Here is a 25,168-nt window from a genome sequence, read left to right as displayed (position 1 = left end):
CTCCCCTCGGCACACCGTTACGGAATCAAAGCCTTGAGCGCCGGCGGATTGCCCGGCCCGACCGGGGGACCGGCGCGAAGGACGTTCGACACGGGAAGGCCCGTGGCCTCGATATTCGTGGGGGTCAAGCCTGCCTGGACGAAAAGATTAACCAGCTGGTAGCGGGCGTTCATCTCATTCTGATGCAGCGCGAGGCGCGCCTGCTGGTAGGTGTTCAGGGCCACCAGGACGTCGAGGAGCTGGGCGACCCCGCGCTGGAAGTCGTCCCGCTGCGCTGCGTAGTAGAGCGCCGAAACCTCGACCTGCTCCCGGTACTGGAGGACCTGGGCCACGGCGGCATTGAAGAGGGCGAAGGCGATGCGCAGGGTCTGGTCGGCCGTGCGCTTCAAGTTCTCCACTTGGAGTTCGGCGACGTGGACAAGCGCTTGCTCCTCCCGGACCGTCGCGGTGAGAAGGCCCCCGGTGAAGAGGGGCATCGTAGTGACGATGTTGACGGTCCAGAAGATCGGCGAATCCGGCTGGTGGCTCAGGAAGTAGCTACCCGAAATTCCCGCGCGCGGACCGAAATTCCCGATGGCGACGGCCAGCTGCGCCTTCTGCGCGCGCAGGAGCTGGAGCTGCGCCAGGATATCCGGCCGAGTGCCGACGTGAACCAGGTAGTCTTCCAGGGCCTGGGAACCGGGAAAAGGCTGCGTCTCCTTCAGGTTGATCCTCTCTGGACCGATGCCCAGGTAGTAGTTGAGCGTCGCCTTGTACTGATTCATCAGGCCGATATACCCTTCCCGCTGCGCGACGGCCGCAGCGAGATTCGCCTGCCCTTGGAAGACGTCGGCCGGGCGGGATCTCCCGATCTTAAGGCGATATTCGAGCTCGCTCACGAGCCCTTGGAGAGCGGCGATCTGATCTTCGAGGATCGAGACACTCCCTTCATAGTTGAGCTCCTGGTAAAACGCCTGCGCCACGTTGAGGTAGAGCAGCTGGTAATCCCGCTGGAGCCGATAGGACTGGGCAGCGGCGTCCGCCCGGGCCGCGGCGACGCGGTTCTGCTGTCGGAGGCTGTCGAAGAGAAGCCAGGTGGTGTTGATCGAGTTGAACGAGAAGTAGCCGCTGGAGGTCCCCACAGCCACGCCACTTACGGTGGGGATGACCCCCGTCGTGTTCTGAAAGCTCTGAAAATTTTCCCAGGAAAATTGCGGAAAGAAGGCCGACAAGGTTTGTGTCACGACCGCCTGTTGGGCACGGAGGGTCTGGTAGTCGATCTTGAGCTGATCCCAGCGGATGGCGGCCATCCGGTAGCAGGCGGCCAGATCGAGGGCTGTCGGATCGGATCGTTTCGCGGCGATCGGCGATACCGCCGCCAAAAGCGTTTCGAGTGCAGGGGCATTGCTCGGCGCCGGACGCCCCTGCACGGGCTGCTCATAGGGCGGCAGCGCCCGGGAGGGGTGAGCGGAATCCGCCTTTTCCGCCTTCGGCTCGATCTGCGCGCGCACCGCCCCGGCCGCCGGAATCGCAAAAAGCACCATCCCGGCGAGCGCCGCGGCACCCCGGCGCGACCGTCTGGAAGCCGCCTTGATGTTTTTCACTCTCTCTAGACCGCCCGGAAGGATTCCCGCCCGTCACAGCCGGCACTTCGCCCCAGGAAGCCGGTCAATGGATTCAACCGGCCGGCTGCCGAATTGTTGCGCTCCGGCCGCTATTCTCTCGATGCGCCACCCGGTGTCAACGAAAGCGCAGCAGGGCTCGTCGGGATTCGGAAGGAATGGATCCGTTTCCGGCACGCCGGGGCCGGCGGTGCGCAACCGACCGGCTTCCCGGCCGCCCTATCCAAGATCCGCGCACGTCGCATCGAGCTCCTTTTCGATCTCCGGGAAAAGCCGCCGCAGCGCTTCCCGGTACTTCTCCTGGGTCCGGGCGACGATCGCTTCCGGCAGCGGCGGGGCGGGCGGGCGGCGATCCCAAGGCAGGGAGTCGAGGTAGTCGCGGACAAACTGCTTGTCGAAGCTGGGCTGCTTCCCTCCGGGGCGGTATTCCGAAAGGGGCCAAAACCGCGAGCTGTCGGGGGTCAGCACCTCATCGATCAAGAGAAGCTCTTCTCCTCGCATCCCGAACTCGAACTTCGTGTCGGCGACGAGGATCCCCCGCTCCGCCGCATATTTCCTACCCGCCTCGTAGAGCGAAAGGGAGAGCCGGGAGACCCGGGCGTAAAGCTCCGCTCCGATCCGCTGCTCCGCTTCGGAAGGAGATAGCGGCAGATCATGGCCGGCCTCCGCCTTCGTGGTCGGCGTAAAGAGCACTTCCGGAAGGGGATCCCCCTCGCGCAGCCCTGGAGGAAGCGGACAGCCGGCTACCTTTCCGGTACTTGCGTACTCCTTCCAGGCGGAGCCCGCCAGGTAGCCGCGGACGATGCACTCGATCGGAAGCGGGCGGCAGGGCTTGGCCCGGGTCAGGCGTCCCCGCCATTCCCGAAAGGGAATTTCCGGCGGGAGGTCGTACCCCAAGACATGATGAGGGCAAAGAGAGGCCAGGAGAGAAAACCAGCCGCGGCTCATCTGGGTAAGGATCCTCCCCTTGCCGGGTATCGGCGTGGGCAAGATGCAGTCGAAGGCCGAGATCCGGTCCGAGGCGACGAGCCAAAGCTCGTCCCGCCAGGAATAGAGATCCCGCACCTTGCCTCGGTGTACGAGCCGGAGCCCCAACCGGGCCATGTCGCTTTCGTTCGGCATCCTCCCTGTTTACTCTGTCGGGATTCCTCTCGTAAAGGAGGGGCATCGTTCCCGGGCGGAGCTCCGCGGCCTTGCCAAGCTTCCCGCCGAACCGCTAGGATCCGCGCCGGAGCCGGCTTCCGGCCCTGCGCATTCATGGTGCGCCGTTCCTGCCTCGTATGGGGGTCGCCCGTATCCAGATCCGTGGGAAGTTTTTTTTCGAAGAGGAAGAGAAATTTCCCATCCAAGGGGTGACCTACGGCCCGTTCTCTCCGCGTCCGCTCGATGGAGCCCCTTTTCCCGACCCGGCGGGGATCCGGGACGACCTCGCACGGATGAAGGAGTGCGGCTGCAATCTTCTCCGGGTCTACCATATTCCTCCTCTCGACCTGCTCGACGCCGCCCTCGATCACGGGCTGCGGGTTCTGATCACGATCCCGTGGGTCGAGCGCACGCTTTTCTGGAAAGACCGGCGGCTTCTCCGGAAAATCCGCGACCATGTCCGCCGCTCGGTTCGGGAGAGAGCCCGGCATCCGGCAATCTTCGCCTATCTGGTCGACAACGAGATCCCTCCGGATCTCGTCCGGTGGGCCGGGACCGGGAGGATCGAGCGTCATATCGGCAGCTTGATCGAGATCGTCCGGGAGGAGGACCCTGGAGTTCTGGTCAGCTATGCGAACTATCCCCCGACCGAATATCTCCACCCGCCTTCCGTCGACTTCCTCGCCTTCAACCTGTATCTTCACCGGCCCGCGGATCTGAGCTCCTATCTGGCGCGCCTCCAGAATCTTTCAGGCGAGAAGCCGCTGCTGATCACCGAGTTCGGCATGGATACCCTACGACATTCGGAGACCGAGCAGGCCGATCTTCTCGCCGCCCACGTGGAAACGGTTTTCCGGTCCGGCGCGGCCGGAACCGTCCTCTTCTCCTGGACCGATGAGTGGTTCACGGGAGGCTCGGAGATCAGCGACTGGGCGTTCGGATTGGTCCGGAGGGACCGGAGCCCGAAGCTGAGCTTCCACCGAGTGCAGGCTCTCTTCCAGTCCCGGAAAGAGCCCTTGTTCCGGCGCTTTCCGCTTCCCTACGCCCCTAAGTTCTCCGTCGTGGTCTGCAACTTCAACGGCGGGCGATTCCTCGGCAGCTGCCTCCGCTCGCTCCAGCGGCTCCACTATCCGGCCTTCGAGATCATCGTGGTTGACGACGGCTCCACCGACGGCTCCCGCCGGGTGCTCGAATCCTTTCAGGGAAGGATCCGCATCCTTTACCAGGAGAATCTCGGCTTGGCGGCCGCCCGAAACCGGGGCATCGCCGCCGCCGATGGAGAGATCGTCGCCTTCACCGACGCGGACTGCGTCGCCGACCAGGACTGGCTCTACTTTCTGGCCGCCGCCTTTCAATGCGGCGAGTTGGCCGGTGTCGGAGGCCCCAACGTCGCCCCTCCGCCGACCGCGGCGATCGAAGCCGCCGTCGCGGCGGCCCCCGGTGCCCCGACCCATGTCCTGCTCGCGGACAAGCTCGCCGAGCATCTTCCCGGATGCAACATGGCCTTTCGGCGGGCCGCCTTGGAAGCAGTGGGAGGGTTTCTTCCGGAATTCCGTGTGGCCGGCGATGACGTCGACCTCTGCTGGAGGCTCCTCGACCGCGGAGACCGTCTGGGCTTTGCGCCCGGCGCCCTCGTCTGGCACCACCGGCGCTCGACCTTCTCGGACTACCTGCGGCAGCAGGCCGGCTACGGAAAGGCCGAAGCCCTCCTGCGCTTCCGCCACCTCGACCGCTTCCGCTCCGGCGGCGCCGCATCCTGGCGGGGGCGGATCTATTCTCCGGGAGCACCATCCCTTGCCCTTTCCTCCCCGCCGATTTATCGCGGCCCCTTCGCCGGCGGGCTCTTCCAGTGCCTCTATCCCCGTGCGGAGCCTTCTTGGGCGGCCGTCGTCTCCAGCGTCGAATGGATGGTTCTGGTGCTTTCCACGCTGCCTTTCTGCCACACCTGGCCCGCGTTTCTCCTCCCGGCTCTCCTGTTTTCGGCCAGCCTGGTCCCCGCCGCAGCCTACGGGCTGCACAGGGAGATCCCACGACCTTTCGCCACCTGTACCAATCGGCTCCTTGTCTCCGTCCTGGCCTTCCTCCAACCGCTCGCCCGCGGCATTCCCCGGTGGCTGGTCTGGCTGCGGGGGAAGCCGATTCCCCGTTCCCCCCGCTCCTCGCATGCCCCATCTGCGCTCGGCACGACCTTCTGCCGGGAGGGGGTCGCGCTCTGGAGCGATTCCGGGGTCGAACGCATGGAGCTGCTCGGCCGGATCCAGTCCGTCCTGACGGAGAACGGCTTCTCGTATGCCCTCGACACCGGCTGGAGCCGCTGGGATATCCACGTCTTCGCGGGAGCCTGGTGGAATGTACGGCTTCGCACCTTGACGGAGGTCTACCCGCAACAAAGGAGGCTGATCCGGACCGCCGTTTTGCTCTGTCCGAGCCCGCTTGCCGTTCTTTGCGCGATCGGCAGCTGCCTCGCCTTGGCGGCGGCTTGCGCCGCCTTCGGCCCGTCGGCTCTGGTGCTGCCGGCCGCCGGAGCGGCGGCGGGCGTCGCCTGGGCCCGACACGGCCTTTGCCTGCAGCGCAGGCTCGCCGAGCTCGTGGCCGATGCGGGCCGGCGGCTCGACCTCCATCCGGTTTCCTGGAGGCCCTTCGGCTCGCGAATCCCCTCCTCCTCTATCCTTCCACCCCGGGACGAATAGCTCATGATCCCTATTCCGGCCGACCCGGGCTCGTCCTCACAGGATCCGGAGATCCCCAGCCGACCCCAAGAGAAAAAGAAGGGACGTTGGTCGACCTACCGCAGCTGCCTCCCCTACTTCTCCGGAGTCACCGGACAGGCCCTGCTCGCTTCCTGCCTGGTTCTTCTTACCGTCGCGGCAAGCCTCCTGCGGCCTTGGCCCGTGCAGTGGCTCATCGACCACGTCCTCCTTCCCCGGCCCGGGGGGAGCCGTCTCCTCGGAAGGACGGTTTCGCCGCCGGAAGCCGCGCTCGGCGCCGCCGCGGCCCTCGTCGGATTCGCCTTCCTTCACGGAGGGCTCAACCTCTGGGCCAACTTCCTCTTGCACCGTTGCGGACTCCGTGCCCTGGCGCTTCTGCGCACCGATCTTTTTGGCTACCTGCAAAGCCTTCCTCTTCCCTACCACCGGAGCCGCGTCCAAGCGGACTTGGCCTACCGGGTCGCCTATGACGCCCAGGCGATTCAGACCCTCTTCCAAAGGGGGATCGGCACCATCCTCGGATCGAGCGCCACGCTGATCGGCGCCGCGGTCGTCCTCTTCCGGATGAACCCTCTCTTGGCATCCTGCTCTCTCGGGGTCCTTCCCTTCCTCTGGCTCGTCGTCGGCCGTTTCGCGGAGCAGATCCGCCGGCAAAGCGGAGAGCTCCAAGACAGGGAGAGCCGGGTCCTCGGCCAGGTGTCGGAGGGCCTGGCGAACATTCAGCTGCTCCAAGCCTACGGCAGCGAAGAGAACGCCCTGGCGACCTTCCGCCGGCATGTCGAGGCAAGCTGCGAAGCAAACCTCCGGTTTCTTTGGACCAACAGCCTCTCCGCCTTGGTGGCGACCGTGATCACCGCCCTCGGAGCCGCGCTGGTTCTCTTCGTCGGCGCGCAGCAAGTCCCTCTGGGCCGCCTGACGGTGGGCGAGCTCTGGATTTTCCTGAGCTATCTCGCCCTTCTCTACCAACCGCTCGAACAGCTCTCGTACACGGCGTGGGCTCTGGAGGACGCCGCGGCGCGCCTGGCCCGTGTCTTCGAGGTGCTCCAAACGGGCGACCCGATCCCGGACCCGCCGCAGGCCGTCGACCTCCCGCGCCTGCGAGGAGAGATCGTCTTCCAACAGGTCTGTTTTTCGTATGAGCGCGGCTCGCCCGTCCTCCAAGACCTCTCCTTCCACATCGCTCCGGGCCGGCGCGTCGCCATCGTCGGTCCGACCGGCAGCGGCAAAAGCACCGTACTCGCCCTGATCCCGCGCTTCTTCGAGCCTTCCAGCGGCACGATCCGGATCGACGGCATCGACATCCGGACGGTAAAGAAGAAGTCTCTCCGGGATAATCTTGCGATCGTCCTCCAGGATACCGCTCTCTTCCAAGGCACGATTCTGGAAAACATCGCCTTGGGGCGGCCATCCGCCTCGTTTGCGGAAATCCAGAACGCAGCGCGGGCGGCGCAAGCCCACGAGTTCATCGAGCGGCTGCCGCAGCAGTATCAGACGCTCGTCGGAGAGCATGGACTGAGCTTGAGCGGCGGGCAGCGGCAACGCATCGGCATCGCCCGCGCGTTCCTGCGGCAGGCCCCGATTCTCCTGCTCGACGAGCCGACCGGATCCCTCGACCCCTCGGCCGAGGAGGAAATCCTCAAGAGCCTGCTGCTTCTCTCCGCCCGCCGGACGACTCTGCTGGTCACCCATAGGCTTCGTTTAGCCAGCCGGATGGATTGGATCTACGTATTGCGGCAAGGGCGCATTTGCGAATCCGGCCGGCACGGCGATCTCCTGGCCCGCAAAGGGATCTACTGGATGCTTTGGAGAGCGCAAGAGGGCGGGGGGGATCTCTAGCCGGAGATCTCGCCCTTCGGGCCGAATCTCGCCGCGACCGTTCCCATCCGGCTGACCTCATATCCGGGAAGCGCGTCGAATTCGGCCCGCATCCGCGCATCGGAGAGGAGATCGAGCACGAGGGCGACGGTTGGATGATCGAGGAGGTCTCGGGGAACGATCCAATCGAACTCACTGACGCCCAAGGGGAGGAACTCGACGTCCTGCGCCTGCGCGCAAGGGCGGTTCGTCCATGCGGCGTCGGCTATCCCGAAAGCCACGGCCCGTGCGGCGGCAACCGGGCTGCCCGCCGTTCTCTCGTACCCCGGGATCCGTTCTGCCGGAATCCCTTGCCTGCGAAGCAGCTCGTCGAGAAGCGCACGGCTTCCGGATCCCGGGTCCCGATTCAGGAACCGGAGGCCCGGATTGGCCAGATCTTCCACCGAGCGGATGCCGAACGGATTTCCCCGCGCGACGGCCACTCCCTCCTCCCACTGCGCGAAGCGGATCAAGGCTCCACCGACTCCCTGCAACGCCTCTCGGGCGAGCACGCGGTTGTTGCGCGGCTCCCCGGTCGGCAGATGACAGCCGGCCAGGTGTGTCTGGCCTGCGCGGAGCGCAGCCGCCGCCTTTTCGCTCGAGCAGGAGATCCAACGGAGCCGGTTCGGGCTTAAGGCCGCGATTCTTTCGACCAGCAGGCCGATGCCCGGATCGCAGCCGAGAAAGAACGCGCTGCGTTGAATGACGGCCGCCGAGGAGAGGAGGGTCCACTCTCCGCGCCGATCGCCGGCCGGGAGGAGGGCGTCGGCTGCCGCGAAGACGCCGGAGCCCTCTTCCAACCGCTCCACCGGGTAGGGGATCAGGCGGCCGCGCACGTCCGCCAAGATCAGGCGCCTGCTGCCTCGCACCCAGGGGAACGGACCGGGCGACAGAGGAGGATCGACTTCTTCCCAACAGGGGAAGAGCTCTTCGACACGGCTGCCGAGCGCCCGGGCAAGGCGGATCGCAACCAGAGTGTTCGGAATGTACCGCCCGGTCTCTATGGCATGGAGAGCCTGTCGGGTGATTCCCACCCGGCTGGCCACTTCCTTTTGCGAGAGACCCTTCTCGATCCGCCTCCGGCGGACGGGCCTATCCCAGGCCGGCATTCGCGCTTGCCTCCCTTCCTCCTGCCGACGATCGCTCGCCATATCCGATCCGCGGCAAGCCGCGTCCCCGGCGGCCCGCGACTCCCTTTAGGCTTCTCCCGGCTCGGCCGGCCTCTCCTTTGCAAACCGGCTTCCTCTCCTCCGCCGAAAGGCCGGAATATCGAGATTGACCCCTTTGTACATGGTAGCTGCGGTTTTCGCAAACGGGGTGGCCTCCAAAGCAGGAAAGGCGGCCACCCCTTCCGGTTCCGGAGCGGCGCGGGCGGGGGCGGCCGGCTCCTCCGGCTTGCCCCGGCCCTCCTCCGGGCATTCCGATACGCGATGATGCCGGGAGGCGGCCCGACCTACGAGAAGCAAGAGCCGGTTTTCCGCCGGAGCTTCCTCCGTCCGCTGCAGAAGCCAGAGGTCCGTTCCCTGGGCGAGCTGCTCCTGCAGCTTCCGCCCCAGCTCCCCGCACGACCCGGAAAGGCCGTCGCCACCCTCCACGTAGGCGAGGCATCGATCGGCTTTCTCGGCCGCTTCCCGGAACTCGGCCCCGTCCAGCAACCCAGGCGACGCGAAGTCGAGGTGCGCAGCCGCCACTCCGAAGAGGCGGCAACCGTCGATCCTTCCGCCCCGGGCAAACGGGGAATCTTCCGCTCCGCCGCCACGAAGGATTGGGCGGACCGCACCGTTCGCCACGCCCTCCCAGACTCCGATCCATTGTGCGAGAGCGCCGTGGAACTCGCGCAACCCGCGGCGAACCGCGGCTACACCCGGAAGCGGATCTTCAAAAAAGGCCGGGGGCGGAAAAAGAAAGAGAGAGACTTCGGCCGGAAGAGCAGCACGGGTCGCTTCCGCCGACTCCCGCCGCTGCGCCGGCTCGAAAGGAAAGGGAGGAAAAGCAAAAACGGTGGTCGGAATCTCGCGTTCCACCGCCTTGAGGGAAAGAGCTTCCGCGACGGTCGCGCCCGTCGCGCCCGCAAGCCCGATCACGATCAACAAACCGGAGCAATCCTTCAGAAGCGCATCCAGCCGCCGGTTCTCCTGTCCTACCATCCGCCACGCGAGGTCGCGGCTGCCGAAGCAGCCGAGGCCTCCGGCGAGGTCGGGGGCGAGGAGGAGCTTTTCGGACGCCAGCGACCCTTCGACCGCACAGGCCTCTCCGTCGCAGGCGACGCTCCCCTGCTGGCGATCCGAGAGAAGGATCCATTCGTCGAGGACCTGAATTCCTGCTCCTCCCGCCCCCACGATGCGAATGCTCATGCCGCCTGTCTGGTTTCCCGTGCGAGGCCTCTCGGCTAACAAACGAACCGGAACCCGGAAAAGAAGCGCCGCAGCGACCGGCCCACGCGGTCCCAGCGCCCTCTTCCGTGCTCCTGCATCTCCAGGATCCGCGCATACCGGAGCAGCCCCAATACGGTCATCCAATCCTGCCTCCCCTCGCAGGACACCTCTCCGTCGAAGGGGATCAGCCTGGCCGGTTCCACCGGCCGATCAAAAATCTTCTCCGCCAGTTTCTGGATGCCCTCGAGCCGGGACCCTCCGCCCGTCAAAAAAATCGTGCCGGAAAACTCGCTCCAGAACGGCTGCTCCTCCAACTGTTCCCGGATGATCTCGAAAATCTCCGCCTGCCGCGCTTGGAGCACCTCCACGATTAACGACATCGGAATGAACCGCGGCTCGTAAGTCCCCTCGGCCGCCAATTCCACGCGGCGGTATGCCGCCTCTTTCCGCGAGTCCACCGCGCCATAGGTCTTCTTGAGATCCTCCGCCCTGGGGAAGGGAATCTTCACGGCGAAGGCCAAATCGTTCGTAAGGTGGTCCCCCCCGACCCCGAGGGTCCCCGAATGGGCTACGAAGCCGCTCCGGTAGACGATATAATCGGTGATCCCGGCTCCGCAATTGATGACGACCGCTCCGAAGCTCTTCTGCTCCGGAGTGAGGACAGCCTGGGCGGTCGCATAGCTCGACAAGGCGTATCCCTTCACTTGCAGAGAGAGCTCCTTCACGCAGTGAACGGTGGTCTGGAGACGTGTGGCGATCCCGGAAATCAAGTGATAATCGGCCGTGAGCCGGCGGGAGAAGAGCCCGACGGGATTTGCAGTCGCCGTTCCGTCATCGAGAATATAGGTTTGCAGAAGATCGTGAAGGAGGATCTGGCCCGGCGGTAGGGCCTGCTGCCGGACCAGATTCCGCAGCTCCCGCAGGTGGCCCTCCTCGATCATCGCCCCTTCCTCTCCCAGGTCGAGAGCGAGACGGCTATGGAACGATCGAATGTGCGCGCCCGAAATGGCCAGGTAGACCTCCCCGATCGAAACGTCCATTTTCGCTTCCGCGTCCAGGATCGCTTGATGAATCGCCTTCTGGGCCATCTCGAAGTCGGTGATCTCGCATTTGCGGATATGCGTCGAAGGGCTCTCGGCTACTCCGAGAAGGATCAGCGATCCTTGGGCGTCGAGCTCGGCAACGGCTACTTTGATCTTGCTGGTTCCCGCCTCCAACCCGACAAGGATCGTCCTAGATTTGCTGCCGAACATCGAAGTTCACCTTGTGTCCCCTGGCATTCCCTAGTATTCGAAGATCACCGGCACGTTCTGTTCCGGGGTCAGATCCACGGAGGCGACCTTGCGGCCCCGGCTCTGGGAAAAAGCGTAGATCTTCTGCAGCCTCCTCATTTGCCTCTCCAAGTGGTCCAGGCGCAAGACGATGCCTACCCCGTCGCGGCTGACGACCTTGAGGCATAAGCGGCCGGACACGTCGACGACCGCCGGATCCAAGAGATTGCGCATGGAAGGGTTCTCCTGCAGCAAGCCGAGCAGCCGGAGGGCCGCCCGGCATTCCGGGGTGGCTAACCGGTTCCCGATCTCCAGATCATCGGACGGCACCCCCTCGAGCTCCGGCAGAAGGGAGAGGACTTCACCCTTGCGCGCCACGAAGACGACTCCCTGGTAGTCGACGCACAAGTTCCGGCCGGAAAACCGTTTCGCCTTGGTCACGACCCTGGCGAGCGGAACCCGCTCCTCCACGCGGATCTCGATGCGATCGGGAAGCACGCGGCGGACCGAAGCCCGCTGCACATAAGGCAACGACGAAACCGCCTTGTAGACCTCCGGAAGCGAGACCCCCAGTAGGTTTTGACCCACGCGTAGTCCGGAGGCCGTTATGATCTCCTTGCGAGGAAGGCGCCCGGTTCCATCGACCACAATGTCCCGCAACGCATAGCGCGAATCCGCAGACAAAAACGGGAGAGCCAGCCGCGTCCCTGCATAGTAGCCCGCGCCTCCCACCGCGCCAATGCCCGCGAGGATCAGCAGAACGGAAGCGATCCGCCGCAGGATGAGCCGCTTCCGCTGCTTCGGCCCCAATCGGGCCTGGAGCACGGTTCGGGCCGGTCGGCGCTTTCTCCGGTTGGGCTTGCGGATGCGGTTCATCTCACTCCCGATTCCAGCCGTTCCACGAAAGCAGGAGGATCTGTTCGCAGAGCTGCGGGAAGGCGATCCCGGCCGCCTGAGCAGCTTTCGGGAGTAGGCTTGTTTCCGTCATGCCCGGAATCGTGTTCACCTCCAGAACCCAGGGATTCCCGGAACGATCCAGAAGCAAATCGACTCTCCCGTAGACCGTGCAACCGAGCGATCGATACGCGGAGCGGGCGACGGCGGCAACCGATGCGGACAGGCCGGCCGGAAGCGGCGCCGGGCAGAGATATTCGCTGGCCCCCGCGGTGTATTTGTTGCGGTAGTCATAAAAGCCGGCCTTCGGGCGGATCTCCACGATCGGCAGGATGTCTTCCCCCAAGATCCCCACGGTCAGCTCTCTTCCTTCGACATAGGCTTCCGCCACGACGAGATGATCTTCCCTCGCCGCCCGGGCGAAGGCTTCCGGAAAGTCCTTCTCGTCGAAGACGCAGCTGATTCCGATGCTCGAGCCCTGCCGCGCGGGCTTGAGCACGAAGGGAAGCGGAAGCGGGAGCTTCTCGGCGGACCGTACCAGCGTCCAGCTCGGGGTCGGCACGCCCGCTTTACGGAAAATCTCCTTGCTCCACGACTTGTCGAAAGCCCGCTCGCTCGCGTCGGCTCCGCTCCCCGTGAACGGGACTCCCCTCCGCAGAAGCAGCCTCTGGATCTGCCCGTCCTCCCCGAAGGTTCCATGCAGGCAGAGAAACACGATGTCGGTTCCGTCGGGAATCGAGACGTCGCCGTCTTTCGGATCGACCTCTTCGACCGGATAGCCCAATCCCCGCAGAGCCGCCGTCACCGCCCGTCCCGTTTGCACCGAAACGTCCCTTTCCCGCGAAGGGCCTCCCGCAAGAACAACCACCCGTAGCTTCCCGTTCACGAACTCTCCTCTTCTCCGACAAGGACGAGGCCGAAAGCCGGCTCGACACCCATTTCCTCACCCAGCCGCTTCCGGATTGTTTCCAGGAGCGCGACCACGTCCGCCGATCTAGCTCCCTCCCGCAACCAGATCCGATTCGGGAACCGGGGATCGATCCAAGCTCCCCCGACGGCAAGGGAATCCGGGCCCAATCCTTTCCAAAGCCGCCGGACGTCCGCCCCCGGCGGAAACCGCAAAACCCCGTCGAGCCGCCGACCGTTCCGCGGGGAGCCTCCGTCCCCGGCGCCATCCGCCGCCGGCGACCAAAAAGCTTCGTCCGCCCGGAAGGGAGTGCTCCGCAAGCGTACGCCGACAATGATGCCGGGCGGGCACCCGGGCCCCTCATCCGGCCAGGATTCGATCTCCGCCCGGTCGAGGGTGTGCCACCTGCCGGTTCGATCGATCAGGACCACCTCTTCCAGCCTGTTGACGAGCCGCCGCCTCCCGGCTCCCGTGCCGGCCGCCAGCCATGCACCGAGCGTGCCGGGAAGACCGGAAAGGAAAGAAAACCCGTCGATTCCGCAGCGGGCGGTTTCTGCGGCCAGCCGGTCAAGAAGCACTCCGCCGCCGGCGGCGATTCGACCGCCGTCCGACTCCACCCGGCAAAAGGCGGGATGGCGGAGGCTCACACAGACGCCGCGGACGCCTCCGTCCCGGATCAAGCTGCCCGCGCCGCTGCCGAGAACCGTCAGAGGCAGCTTCTCGCGAGCGGCGATTTCGATCAGCCGGCGGAGGTCCTCCCGGCAGGCGGGCTCGCACCAGAATTCCGCCGCGCCCCCCAGGCCGGACGAGGTATGGGACCCCAGGTTTTCCTCAAGGGAGAGAACCGCCGAGGACGACAGAGATCGGCGCAGCTCCTCGTAGAGGGCGCATTGCGCAGCCAGCGCCCGGGCGACACGGTGCACGTCTCCGGCCCCCAGCGCCAGCAAAAGATCTCCCGGCCGCAAGTTGGCAGCCGCCAGCTTCTTCGCTTCCGCGATGCTGCGGGCGAAAAGGGTTTTGACCCCGCTCCCTTCGGCGATCTTTTGCGCCAGCCGTTCCGGGCTCACGCCCTCGATGGGACACTCACCCGCTCCGTAGATGTCCGTCACCAACACCAGATCCGCTTCGCCGAAGGCCGTTGCGAAGTCCTTTTCCAGCCCGCGGGCGCGCGAATAGCGATGCGGCTGGAAAAGTGCCACAACCCGCTCCCGGCGCGCTATCGCGGCGGTGGCCAAGGTCGCCCGAATCTCGGTGGGATGATGCGCGTAGTCGTCGATGATCAGGAAAGACGGCCCGGAAAAGAGTACCTCGAAGCGTCGCTTGACCGCCCGGAAGCTCGCCGTGGCCGGAGCGACATCGGCGAAAGGCAGCCCCAGCTCCAGGCTCATGGCGATTCCGGCCAAGGCATTCTGGACGTTTTGCCTTCCGGGCAGCGGTACTCGAACCTTCCCGAGGGGCTCTCCCCCGGCAACCAGCAGAAACGTGCTCTCGAACGGCCCCAGCTCGACCCGCTCGGCTCGGTACCGGCCCGCCGGGCCAAATCCATAGCCTACCGCATTGCTTCGCCCCGCATTGAGCAGCGAGGCATGCCGATCATCCGCGCAATAGACGATCTTGCCCGTGCACCGGTCCAGAAAGGCGGCAAAGACCTCGAGGATCGCCTCCATGCCCGGATAGAAATCCAGATGCTCCTCCTCCACGTTCAAGAGGACCGCGTGGGAGGGTTCAAACAAAGCCAGCGTGCCGTCGCTCTCGTCGCCTTCGACAACCATGTAGTCCCCTTTGCCCCAGTCCGCGCTCGCGCCGAGCACCGGCGCATCCCCACCGACGTAGTAGGAAGGCTCCCAACCGCTCCGCCGGAGGATATGGGCGAGGAGGGCCGTCGTCGTCGTCTTTCCGTGCATCCCCGCGACGACGACCGACTTCTTGGTCCGGCAAAGCTCCCGGAGCAAGTCGGCCCTCCGCACGCTCGGAATCCCCCGTGCCGCGGCGATCCGGCGCTCCGGGTTGTCCTCGCGGACGGCTGACGAATAGACCAGAAGCTCCACCCCTTCGGGCAGATCGCCGTCGTGTCCGAGAAAGAAGCGCAGCCCCATCCGCTCGAGCTCGGCGACGGCGGGTGTCCGGCGCAGGTCCGATCCGGATACCTGATGCCCTTGGAGCAGCAGGAGGCGGGCGAGGGGACCGACACCGGAGCCTGCTACTCCGACAAGGTGGATGCGACAGGGCCGACTGAGAAGGCCGTTCCAGGAACCGGTCAATGTTGCATGCATTTTTCCACCTCATCCGCGACCGCCTTCGCCGCCTCCGGCCGAGCCAAGCCGGCCGCCGCTGCAGCCATCGCCCGCCGCCGCCTCTCGTCGCGCAGGATTTCCAGAAGCCTTTCCGCCAGGATTTCTCCGGACAAGGCAGCCTGATCGTAGGCCAGGCCCGCTCCCGCCGCCACGAAAGCTTTCGCATTGATACGCTGATGGTCGTCGGCGGCAAACGGAAAAGGGACCAGGATAGCCGGCAATGCATAGAAGGCGACTTCCGCCAGGGTGGCGGCCCCGGCGCGGGCGACCGCCACATCGGCCAGGCTGTAGAAGAGATCCATCCTATGGGAAAAGCTCTCGACCACGGCGGGAATTCCCTGCGCCCGATAGGCGGCCGCGCAAGCCTCCCGATCCGCCGGACCGGATAGATGGAGCACTTGGACCGGGCTCCCCCCTCGCGCGAGCGCGGGCGCGGCGTCCCCTAAAAGCCGGTTCAAGGCATGCGCCCCCTGGCTGCCGCCCAGGACCAGTATCGTCGAGCGATCGGGGGCCGCACCGAGCGCCTTGGCCGCCTCGTCGCGCGGGACCCTCCGAAGCCGGGCGCGGAGCGGAGTCCCTGTCACGATCGACGGAATTCCCGGCAGACGCTTCTTGCATTCCGGGAAGCCGAGAAGGACGCGATCGACCTTGTGGCTCAGGATGCGCGTCACCAGGCCGGGGACGGCATTCGACTCGTGAAGCAGCGTCGGAATTTGCCGTCTCTTGGCGACGAGAAGCGGTGCGGCGCTGATAAACCCCCCCATCCCGAGAACCGCCCCGGGAGCCAAGCGGCGGAAGAGGCTCCCGCACTTCCGCCAGCTGGATCCGAGCCTCCAGAAAAATGCCGGGGTCTTCCCGGAAAGGCCCCCAGGCCAGCCGATGGCGGGGAGGGTTTCCCACGGGAACTTCTCCTCTCCCTCCAATGCCGTCCGGTCGATCTGCTTCTCGGAAAGGAGCAGGAGAATCTCTTTGCCTCTCCGCCGCAGCTCCTCGGCGACGGCGATTCCGGGCAGCAAATGCCCGCCCGTGCCTCCGCAGGCGATGACGACGCTCCGCTCGCTCATAGCCGCACGCTGCGCTGCGCGCCGCGGGACTCGACAGAAAACGCCGACCCCTTGCCTCCCTGCCGATGGATGTTGAGAAGAGTGCCTAGGGCCATCAGGCAGAACAACATATTCGAGCCTCCATAGCTGATGAAAGGCAAAGGCAATCCTTTGTTCGGCAGGAGACCCGTGACCACTCCCAGGTTGGCGATGGCCTGGATCGAGATGAGGACGATCAGTGCCATGCCGAGCAGCAATCCCTCTGCGTCGGGAGCGAAAAGCGCGATCCAGCCGCCGCATAGGGTGAACGCCAGATAGGCCAACACCACGCCCAAGGTCACCCAAAGACCGAGCTCCTCCCCAAGGATGGGAAAGATGAAATCGGTCGTGGCTTCAGGCAGATAGTACATCTTCTGCCGGCTGTTCCCCAATCCCAGGCCGGTGACTCCTCCGGAACCGAGGGCGACAAGAGCCTGCCAGACCTGATAGGCCTTGCCCTGCTTATCGCTTTCCATGTCCCAAAAGGCGAGCAACCTGGCCCTACGCTCGGGAATGCTCAGAGCCACTCCGAGAATACCGCCGGCGGCCGCCAAGCAGCCCGGTCCGATCAGCCAGAGCGGCACTCCGGCGATCACCAGGATGACGGCGGCCAGGGTCAGGTAGAGGGCGGCGCTTCCGAGATCGCGAGCAAAAACCAGAATGCCGGCGAGGACGAGCGTCACGGCGAGAACCGTCGCGTACCGCCGCCATTGCTCCGCCCGCCGGGTTGGCGGGCTTCCCAACTGGGATGCGGCGAAGAGGCAGAGGCACCACTTGAGGGGCTCCGAGGGTTGCAAAACCAACGGCCCGAGGCCGATCCAGCGCGCAGAACCGTGCACCCGGTGGCCGATTCCGGGAAGGAAGCAGAGCAGGAGCAGGAAGAGTCCCAAGCCGAGCAGCGCCGTGGAACGCCGCAGGAACCAGTGATAGTCGATGCGCGCCAGAGCCACACCCGCTCCGATGCCGATCCCGATCCAGCAGAGCTGCCGCTCGACCAGCGGAAGAAGAGAAGCATCCTTCTCGCCCACGAACCGGCCGGCCACGCTGTAGAGCGCGATCAATCCCAACCCTATGAGCGCGAACGCGATGAAAACGAGCGCGTAAGCGGCCCAGCGGTGAAGCTGCCTTTCCCTCACCCTTGCAACCCTTTCCTTCGCTTCCCGATCCGGCTTATCCCCCGGCCAGGCCGCCGCTCCGGCGGCCGCGATTTGCCTTCTCCGCAGGAATCCGAAGCTCCTGTCCGATCTGCAGCTTGCTCGCCGGAGTCAGTTGATTCGCCTTCATCAGGTCGTCGAGTCCGACGTGGAATCGACGAGCGATCCGCCAGAGGCTGTCACCCCGCACAACCCGATAGACCCGGGGCGCGGCCGCTTCGGCCCGCAGCCCGTTGGCGGAAGCCGCCGCCGAAGTATCGGCCTCTCCGTTTCCTTGGAAGGAGGCCCGCCGAAGCCGCTTCCCGCCCCCCTTTTTTCTTTCCGAATCCCGGGCAATCGACAGCGCCGGGGCATCGGTCTGCCCCTTCGCCGCTTCCCGGGCCAAAGCTGAAGCGGGCGCGGCCGAGGCCGCTTTCGGCGATCCTTCTTCCGGCCTCCCTCCCGGGCGAGCCCGGGAGGCATCGGCGGCGACCGCCGCCGGGGCCTTGGCTGCCGCGCTCCCGCCCGCAGCCAGTTTCCCTTCGCCGCGCAAAAGGTGATAGAGCGCGACGCCGCCGATGAAGAGCACGTGAAGGAGCATTACGGCCAGGATGACCGTGATCACCCGCAGCCCGGCCGTTCCTTCCTTCAGCGGGAGCTCTTGCTGCACGAGGTCCGTAGAACTCGGAGAGGAATCCGTCGCTCCGCTCGGGACAGGGGCACCGGATGGCTTCCAGCGCAGCACTTTCGCCGACGACCGTATTTTTCTTCTCATCCGCTGCCCTTTTTTTCTTCGCACGTCCTCATCGGAGCTTGAGGCTCGAAAGAGCCAAGAGGCCGCAAAGCAGGCTCAAGATCCAGAAACGGACCGTCACTCTCGATTCCCCCCAGCCCTTCAGCTCGAAATGGTGGTGCAGGGGCGCCATGGCGAACACCCTCTTTCCCGTCAGCCGAAACGAGGCGACTTGGATCATGACCGAAAGGGCTTCGACGACGAAGATGCCTCCCGCGACGACCAGGAGGAGCTCCTGACCGATGGAAATCGAGACCAGGCCGAAAGCCCCCCCGAGGGCCAAGGATCCGGTATCTCCCATGAACACTTCGGCCGGATGGCAATTGTACCAGAGAAAGCCGATGCTGGCCCCAAGAAGCGCCGCGCAAAAGACGGCCAGTTCGTCCGCGCCCCGCACGTGCGGCACGTACAGATAGGCGCTCCAATCGGGACGGCCCGCCACGTACGCGAAAATCGCGAAAACCAGCGCCACGCCGATCGAGCAGCCGATCGCCAATCCGTCGAGGCCGTCGGTGAGGTTGACCGCGTTCGACGAGCCCATCACCACCAGCAGAAAGAACGGAAGGGCCGCCCATCCGAGCTCGATCCGGGAGATCGATTTTAAAAACGGCACCGCCACCTTGCTCGCTTCCCTTCCGCTTTCGGAATTTCCGAGGAGAAGCACTCCGGCGATCAGGGCGACCGCGGCCTGGACCAGCAGTTTGATGCGCCCCGGAATGCCCGCCGATTTTTTCTGCACAACCTTGAGATAATCATCCCAGAAGCCGAGGGCTCCGAGCGCCAGGGTCCCGCCCAGGCAGATCCAGAGAAACCGGTTCGTCGGCACCGCCCACAGCAGGCAACTGCCGACGAGGGCCGAAAGAATCAACAGCCCCCCCATCGTGGGCGTGCCGGCCTTGCCCCCGTGGAGGTCGGCCAGATGTCTCACCTCTTCCTTGCCGCGAATCGGCTGGCCCATCTTCAGGCGCCGCAGCATGGCGATCATGGGCGGCCCGAAGATCCAAGAGATGAAGAGAGCGGTCAGCGCCGCCGCCGTCGATCGGAACGTGATGTAGCGGAATACGTTAAATCCGATAAAGCTTCCTGAGAGCCAATGTAGGTAGTAGAGCACCGTGCAACTCCTTTCACCTCTTCCCGGCCTTCTCCCTGCGCCTCGCCATCGTTTTGCTCGCCGCCGCTACCTCAGAGCGCGCACCAAGCGGTCCAGCCCGAGAAATCGGGAGCCTTTTACCAGGATCACATCTCCGGATCGCCGCAAGCCGTCCAACGCGCGCATCGCCTCGTCGGCGGTGGCGCACCGGCGTATCCTTTCCTCCGGAAGGCCGCCGGCCGCCGCTCCCCGGGCCAAGCTATCCGCTTCCGGACCTACGACGATCAAAAAGCCGATCGGCAACGCACCGGCGCTCCGTCCCAAGCGTTCATGCAGGGCCTGAGATTGTTCCCCGAGCTCCCCCATCGAACCGAGCACGACCCCTCTCCTTCCGCCCTTGGGGAACTCGAGAAGGGCACGCAGCGCCGCCAGCGCCGAATCCGGGTTGGCGTTGTAGCTGTCGTCGATGACCCATCCGTCCGCCAGGGAGTGGATCTCCATCCGGTGCGCCGGATAGGCGGCCCGCTCCAGCGCCGCAACAATCTCCCGCGCGGGCACTCCGGCAAGCTTGCCCACTCCCGCGGCCAGCAAGGCGTCGGTGACGACCGCTCGCGAGGCCGTCCGCAGCTGGACCGGCAGCTCTCCCTCTTCCCCTTGGAGCAGAAAGTGGATCCCGCCTTCCCGCATCTCGATCCGCCGTGCCCGCCAGAGCGCTTCGGAACCGGAGCCGACCCAGGCTATTCTACCCCGGCAGCGATCGGCCACCCGACGAATCCATTCGTCCTCGTCCGGAAGAACGGCCCAACCGTCCGGGGGGAGCGCGGCCAAAAGGGCCGCCTTTTCCTCGGCGATCGCTTTTTGGCTTCCGAAGTAACCGACATGGGCTAGCCCGATATTGGTGAGGACACCGATATCGGGAGAGGCGACGGCGGCAAGACGCGCGATCTCGCCGGGATGGTTGGTTCCCATCTCGAGGACTCCGAAGGCGATCCCCGCGGAGAAATCCAGAATCGCCAGAGGCAATCCGATCTGATTGTTCCGATTGCCCGCATTCCCGAGAACCGGAAAGCGGCTCCGCAGGACCGCCAGGATCAACTCCTTGGTCGTCGTCTTTCCGCTGCTCCCCGTCACCGCCACGATTTTTGCAGGAAGCGTGCGGCGGTAGTGACGGGCGAATTCCTGCAGGGCGGCGAGCGTGTCGGCGACGACCACCATACCCGCGTCAGCGGGCAAGGAAAGCCGGTCCGGGGACCGGGCGACGACCGCCGCCCGGGCGCCGCGCCGGAACGCCTCCTCGAGGAAATCGTGGCCGTCGAAGTTCGGTCCCGAAAGGGCCCAGAAGCAGTCGCCGGGCTGGACGGTCCGTGAATCGGTATGGACCCGGGAAATCCGGATTCCGGGGTCTCCGCGCTCGCGACGTCCTCCGCTCCACTCCTCGATTCTCTCGAGAGAACACGGCTCCATATTCTTCTAGTGCCTCTCCGCCAGGATCCGGCTTACGATGGTTCGGTCGTCGAAGGGGTGAAAGACGCCATGGACTTCCTGCGTCGTTTCATGTCCCTTCCCGGCGATGCAGATCAGCTCCCCCGGCTGGGCATCCCGCAAAGCCAGCTCGATCGCGAGCCGGCGATCCGGAATCCACGCGGGCCGCCGGTCCGCAGGCACGCCTTCGGCCATGTCCGCGAAGATCCGTTCGATCGATTCGCTTCGGGGATTGTCGGAGGTGAAAACGACCCGGTCGGCCAGCTCGCAGGCCGCCGCGGCCATCTTCGGCCTCTTAGTCCGGTCGCGGTCCCCTCCGCAGCCGACGACCACAGCGAGCCTTTTCGGCGCCAGCTCCCGCAGGGCCTCCAGTGTCTTCCGCAGAGCATCCTCCGTGTGGGCGTAGTCGACCACCGCGATAACCCCGTCGCGGGAGCCGAAGCGTTCCATCCTACCCGGCACCCCGGGAAAGTCCGCAAGGGCCCCGGCGGTCTCCGGAGGGGAGATGCCGAGAGCGGAGGCGGCGGCGAAGGCGGCCAGCACGTTTTCCACGTTGAAGGATCCCAGCAGAGGGACGCGGACAGGCAGGGATCCGCCGGGATACCGCAAGCGGAACGAGCTTCCGGAAGCGTCCTTGCGGACTTCCTCGGCTCGAAAATCGGCGCCGGGCACTCCCTGCGCGCTGTAGAGGAGGACCGTCTTCGGCCGTCGTGGAACCGCGTCGAGAGCCCGCCAGGCGGAGTCGTCCGCATTGAGCACCGCGGCCCCGCCCTCGCGCTTCTCCGAAGAGGCGACGCGCTCGAAAAGCAACGCCTTGGCGGCCGCATAACGTTCCCGGCTTCCATGGAAATCGAGATGATCCGAGGTCAAGTTGGTGAAGACTCCGACCGTGAAATCGATTCCCTCCACTCTCCCCTGAGCCAGCGCGTGCGAAGAGACCTCCAGGACGGCGGCGCGGCAGCCGCCTTCCCGCATTTCGGAGAGCAGCTTTTGCAGATCGCTCCCCTCGGGGGTCGTGCGGGACGCGGGAAGTGTCCGCCCCCCGAGCGAATAGCGCACCGTGCCGACGAGGCCGCACTTCCGGCCCGACCGCTCGAGAATGTGGTGGAGGAGGAAAGAGGTCGTCGTCTTCCCATTGGTCCCCGTGACCCCGACGATGTCCATCGAGCCGCTCGGGTGGTCGAAGAACCGGTCGGCCATCCTAGCCAGCGCCGCGCGGGCGTTATCCACGCGGACATAAGGGACCGGGGCCGAGACCCGCTTTGGTTCCTTCTCGCCTACGACCGCGACGGCTCCCTTGCCGACGGCCTCCGGCACGAACCGATGCCCGTCGACTTTGGCGCCGTGCCAGGCGAAGAAGAGATCCCCCGGCTTTACAAGCCGCGAATCGTAGCAGAGCCCGAGCACCAAGGGGTCTCCTTCCCCCGACACCTCACGGGCCTCGACGGCGGCCAGCAGATTCCAGAGCTTCACAACGATCCTCCGTGTGCCGCCCTTGCCGGGGCGCTCCTCGGCACCATGCCCAAGGCTTCGGCGATTTGCGAGGCCATCGAACGGAACGCCGGCGCGGCGACCTCGCCGCCATAGTAGTGGCTCCCTTTGGGTTCATCTACCATGATCAGCAGCACGAACTGGGGATCCTCCTCCGGCATGTAGCCGACGAAGGAAGAGACGTACCGGTTGTGCCCGTAGCTCCCGCCGACCGCCTTCTGCGCGGTCCCCGTCTTTCCCGCCACCGTGTATCCGGGCACGGCCGCCTTCGTTCCGGTACCCCCTTTTGCTACCACGCTGGCCAGCGCCAGCGACACCCAGCGCGCCGTCCTTTCCGAGATGACGCGCCGCACCTGCTGGGGGGCGACGTAGGAGATCGGCTTTCCCTCGGGAGAAATCCACCCGCGGACGAGCATCGGTTTCATGAAGATCCCGCCGTTGGCGATCACCGACATCGCTTGCGCCATCTGGATCGGGGTGACCATCACCTCCTGTCCCATGGGGATGCGGCTGATCGAGAGCTTCGACCACTGCCACGGAGGACGGAGCAGGCCCGCCGACTCGCCCTGCAACGGCAATATCCCCGTCGGGGAGCCGATTCCGAAGGCGCGCGCGAAGCGGTAGAGCCGAGCCGGGCCCAGGGCGATTCCCAACTTGGCGAAACCGATGTTGCTCGACTTGGCTGTCACCTCACGGACGGTGAGCGTCCCGCAGGGATGGCTGTCATGCAGGAGGTAGCCGGCATAGGAAAAGGCTCCGTTCTCGCAGTCGATCAGCGTGTTGAGGGTCACCTGCTTTTCCTCGAGGACCCCGGCGAGCGTGACGATCTTGAAGATCGACCCGGGCTCCACCGGGTCGGTCAAGCACCGGTTGCGCAAAAGCTCGGGCCGCACGTGCTCTCCGTCGTTCGGGTCGAAGGTCGGCCGGACACCCATGGCCAGCACTTCGCCCGTCGACGGCCGCATCACGACCGAGCAGATCGCCTTGGGCCGGTATTCGCGATCCAGCTCGTCCAATCCTTGTTCCAGAATGTGCTGGATCGTCAAATCGATGGTCAGCCGAACCGTCGCACCGTCGACGGGATTGACGTTGAAGCGACGATACACCGGAATTTCCCTACCGAGGACATCCTTTTCGATCCAGCGCTCCCCCGGAGAGCCGCGAAGCTGCCGGTCGAAGGCGCGCTCCACACCCGATACTCCCTTTCCTTCCGCGTCCACCAGTCCGACGACGGCCGCGGCCTCCCGCCCGTTGGGATAAACGCGGATAAAATCCTCGTGGAAAAGGAGGAAGGGCTCCGGATTCTTGCCCTGCGCCCGCCACTCCCGCAGCTTTTCTTGCTCGAAGCTGTTCAGCTTCTGAACGACATCCTCGCCCACCCGCTTGGCAAGCAGCCGATATCTCTCGCTCGGCCGGAAAGAGCGGGAAAGCGTGCCCAGCTCCAGGCCGAGCAAGCTTTCGAGCCTCGGAAGGACCCGTTCCGGATCGAGAAGGTTCTTTCCGTCGAGCCGCACCTCGTAAACAGCCTGACTCTGGGCGAGCGGGGTGCCATGAACGTCGACGATCATCCCCCGATGCGCCGGCAGTTCGACACGGGCGCAGTGGTTAAGCATCGCCAGGCGCGCGTACTTCGGGTGCTCGACGAGCTGGAGCTGGATGAGCCGGTGCGAGACCACCGTGAATCCGAAGGCGAGCAGGACCAGGACCCAAAGCGAGCGCTGACGGGTTTTCATGGTAATGGCGGGCTCGCCTTCCCTGTTGTTTCCGCAAGGGCGTCAGGGCGCTTGTTTTCTTCCATGCGAACCACTTCGAGCTCGCTCGTCTTGATCAGACCCAGATGCCAGGCAGCGATCCTCCGTTCCAGCTCCGCGGCGGAGCTCGCCCGCGCAATCCCCACCGCCACGCGCATGTTCCGCTTTTTCCACTGGTTGAGATCCTTTTCGGCGCGCGCCACTTCCAGGGAGAGCCGCGCGACACGATTCTTGACAGAAAGAAAGCAGATGCCCACTCCCGCTAGAAACAGAAGCGCGAGCAGCCACCCGCCCAGCGTAGTCAACGGGAACGGCTCGAGATGCCGCATTTGATTTCTTCCTCTCATAATTCCTCCGTCCTTTCCTTCCAACCGATGCGCAGGCGGGCGCTCCGCGAGCGCGGATTCCGCGCAATCTCCTCGCCGGACGGGAGAAACCGGGCCTCCCGCGCGAACCCCCCCGGCGCCCCGGAGATCTTTTCGGCTCCGGACCCCCGCTGCCGATGCTCCCGAAGGAAATGTTTGACGCGGCGGTCCTCCTCCGACTGGAAGCTGATCACGGCAAGCCTCCCGCCGGGAGCCAACAAACGCAGGGCCGCCGGCAAGGCCCGCTCCAGCGAGCCCAGCTCGTCGTTGACCGCGATCCGGAGAGCCAGAAAAGCCCTCGTCGCCGGATGGACGCGCCTCCGGGAAGGCCGAGCCGCTCCGATTGCCGCGACCAGGTCTCCGGTCGTCCGCAGCCGGCCCCGTTCACGGGCCCGCACCACGGCGCGGGCCAAGCGGCGGCTCTCGGCCGGGCGGGTCGTCACCGCAAAGAGACGCGCCAGATCCAACTCGTCGAGCTCGTGCAGGAGGTCGACGGCGGTCCGCGGGTCCGAGGGGTCCATGCGCATGTCGAGCGGGGCGTCCCAGCGGAAGCTGAACCCCCGGGATGGGTCGTCCAGCTGCCCCGACGAAATTCCCAGATCGAGGAGCACGCCATCCACCGACTGCCAGCCCGCAGCGCGGGCGGCTTCCGCCATGTCCGCGAAATTGCCGGGGACGAAGCGGAGCCGATCCCTCCAGGTCTCTTGAAGGAGCGCCGCCCTCGGTGCCGCCGAGGGATCGCGATCAATCGCCAAGACGACGCAGCCGCGCTCCAGCAAGGCGGCGGCATGACCGCCGAACCCGAAGGTGCCGTCGATCCAACGCTCCCCTTCTGCGGGCTCGGCCGCCGCCAGCAGCTCGCGCAGCAGGACCGGCTCATGCTGTCGCCGGTCCGTCACTCCCTTCGCCGACTGAAGCTCTCTCATGACTTCCC

19 protein-coding genes are annotated in these 25,168 nt (G+C 65.5%); 2 read left to right on the top strand and 17 right to left on the bottom strand.

Translation table 11 applies throughout. The annotated features are described in order from the left end of the window. Positions 1-17: 17 nt before the first annotated feature. Positions 18-1,583, bottom strand: a complete 1,566-nt coding sequence (locus MTHMO_RS02725; protein ID WP_237394724.1) for a TolC family protein — start codon at positions 1,581-1,583, stop codon at positions 18-20. A gap of 237 nt (positions 1,584-1,820) precedes the next feature. Then, complete coding sequence (locus tag MTHMO_RS02720; RefSeq protein ID WP_202213418.1) at positions 1,821-2,723, bottom strand: phosphoribosylaminoimidazolesuccinocarboxamide synthase; 903 nt, start codon at positions 2,721-2,723, stop codon at positions 1,821-1,823. 158 nt (positions 2,724-2,881) lie between these two features. Between MTHMO_RS02720 and MTHMO_RS02715 the strand changes: the two genes are divergently transcribed. Then, positions 2,882-5,434 (top strand): glycosyltransferase, encoded by a 2,553-nt coding sequence (locus tag MTHMO_RS02715; RefSeq protein ID WP_202213417.1) that lies wholly within the window; start codon positions 2,882-2,884, stop codon positions 5,432-5,434. Positions 5,435-5,437: 3 nt separating this feature from the next. Further along, a complete protein-coding gene (locus MTHMO_RS02710) occupies positions 5,438-7,288 on the top strand; it encodes an ABC transporter ATP-binding protein (protein WP_202213416.1) in 1,851 nt (616 codons plus the stop codon). Here the strand turns inward: MTHMO_RS02710 and MTHMO_RS02705 are convergent. The 15 genes from MTHMO_RS02705 to rsmH all read right to left on the bottom strand — a co-directional run bounded on the left by MTHMO_RS02705 (position 7,285) and on the right by rsmH (position 25,160). Further along, positions 7,285-8,415, bottom strand: coding sequence for a substrate-binding domain-containing protein (locus tag MTHMO_RS02705; protein ID WP_202213415.1), 1,131 nt, complete (start codon positions 8,413-8,415; stop codon positions 7,285-7,287). The two genes, MTHMO_RS02710 and MTHMO_RS02705, sit on opposite strands and share 4 nt — an antisense overlap. An 87-nt stretch (positions 8,416-8,502) precedes the next feature. Further along, on the bottom strand, positions 8,503-9,660 hold the full coding sequence (locus MTHMO_RS02700; RefSeq protein ID WP_202213414.1) for a hypothetical protein: 1,158 nt from the start codon (positions 9,658-9,660) through the stop codon (positions 8,503-8,505). Between the two features lie 35 nt (positions 9,661-9,695). Then, entirely contained in the window at positions 9,696-10,934 is a 1,239-nt protein-coding gene (gene ftsA, locus MTHMO_RS02695; RefSeq protein WP_202213413.1) for a cell division protein FtsA, read from the bottom strand. Positions 10,935-10,964: 30 nt separating this feature from the next. After that, positions 10,965-11,828 (bottom strand): cell division protein FtsQ/DivIB, encoded by an 864-nt coding sequence (locus MTHMO_RS02690; protein WP_202213412.1) that lies wholly within the window; start codon positions 11,826-11,828, stop codon positions 10,965-10,967. A gap of 1 nt (position 11,829) precedes the next feature. Beyond that, on the bottom strand, positions 11,830-12,732 hold the full coding sequence (locus MTHMO_RS02685; RefSeq protein WP_202213411.1) for a D-alanine--D-alanine ligase: 903 nt from the start codon (positions 12,730-12,732) through the stop codon (positions 11,830-11,832). Further along, positions 12,729-15,026 carry a UDP-N-acetylmuramate--L-alanine ligase gene (gene murC, locus MTHMO_RS02680; protein ID WP_202213410.1) on the bottom strand — a complete coding sequence of 766 codons (2,298 nt, stop codon included), beginning with the start codon at positions 15,024-15,026 and terminating at the stop codon, positions 12,729-12,731. Before murC ends, MTHMO_RS02685 begins: the two co-directional genes overlap by 4 nt. Then, entirely contained in the window at positions 15,011-16,111 is a 1,101-nt protein-coding gene (murG, locus tag MTHMO_RS02675; protein WP_202213409.1) for an undecaprenyldiphospho-muramoylpentapeptide beta-N-acetylglucosaminyltransferase, read from the bottom strand. The genes murC and murG overlap by 16 nt, the downstream gene beginning before the upstream one ends. Beyond that, positions 16,108-17,265, bottom strand: a complete 1,158-nt coding sequence (locus tag MTHMO_RS02670; protein WP_202213408.1) for an FtsW/RodA/SpoVE family cell cycle protein — start codon at positions 17,263-17,265, stop codon at positions 16,108-16,110. Before MTHMO_RS02670 ends, murG begins: the two co-directional genes overlap by 4 nt. A gap of 34 nt (positions 17,266-17,299) precedes the next feature. Further along, the gene (locus MTHMO_RS02665) at positions 17,300-17,932 is read right to left on the bottom strand and encodes a LysM domain-containing protein (protein ID WP_202213407.1); all 633 of its coding nucleotides are present in this window, start codon (positions 17,930-17,932) and stop codon (positions 17,300-17,302) included. A 133-nt stretch (positions 17,933-18,065) separates the two neighbouring features. Then, positions 18,066-19,166, bottom strand: a complete 1,101-nt coding sequence (mraY, locus tag MTHMO_RS02660) for a phospho-N-acetylmuramoyl-pentapeptide-transferase (RefSeq protein ID WP_202213406.1) — start codon at positions 19,164-19,166, stop codon at positions 18,066-18,068. A 66-nt stretch (positions 19,167-19,232) separates the two neighbouring features. Beyond that, a complete protein-coding gene (murF, locus tag MTHMO_RS02655) occupies positions 19,233-20,609 on the bottom strand; it encodes a UDP-N-acetylmuramoyl-tripeptide--D-alanyl-D-alanine ligase (RefSeq protein ID WP_202213405.1) in 1,377 nt (458 codons plus the stop codon). Positions 20,610-20,615: 6 nt separating this feature from the next. Next, positions 20,616-22,100, bottom strand: a complete 1,485-nt coding sequence (locus MTHMO_RS02650; RefSeq protein WP_202213404.1) for a UDP-N-acetylmuramoyl-L-alanyl-D-glutamate--2,6-diaminopimelate ligase — start codon at positions 22,098-22,100, stop codon at positions 20,616-20,618. Then, positions 22,097-23,851, bottom strand: a complete 1,755-nt coding sequence (locus MTHMO_RS02645) for a penicillin-binding protein 2 (RefSeq protein ID WP_202213403.1) — start codon at positions 23,849-23,851, stop codon at positions 22,097-22,099. The genes MTHMO_RS02650 and MTHMO_RS02645 overlap by 4 nt, the downstream gene beginning before the upstream one ends. Then, positions 23,848-24,198: a hypothetical protein gene (locus MTHMO_RS02640; RefSeq protein ID WP_202213402.1), complete on the bottom strand. Its 351-nt coding sequence runs from the start codon at positions 24,196-24,198 to the stop codon at positions 23,848-23,850. The genes MTHMO_RS02645 and MTHMO_RS02640 overlap by 4 nt, the downstream gene beginning before the upstream one ends. Before the next feature lie 14 nt (positions 24,199-24,212). Then, positions 24,213-25,160 carry a 16S rRNA (cytosine(1402)-N(4))-methyltransferase RsmH gene (gene rsmH / locus MTHMO_RS02635; protein WP_202213401.1) on the bottom strand — a complete coding sequence of 316 codons (948 nt, stop codon included), beginning with the start codon at positions 25,158-25,160 and terminating at the stop codon, positions 24,213-24,215. Positions 25,161-25,168: the final 8 nt, after the last annotated feature.

Origin of the sequence: Methylacidimicrobium sp. AP8 (assembly GCF_903064525.1) — a bacterium.
Classification (GTDB): domain Bacteria; phylum Verrucomicrobiota; class Verrucomicrobiia; order Methylacidiphilales; family Methylacidiphilaceae; genus Methylacidimicrobium.
The sequence above is the reverse complement of the archived record's forward strand: the minus strand, read 5'-3'. Positions and strand labels throughout refer to the sequence as shown.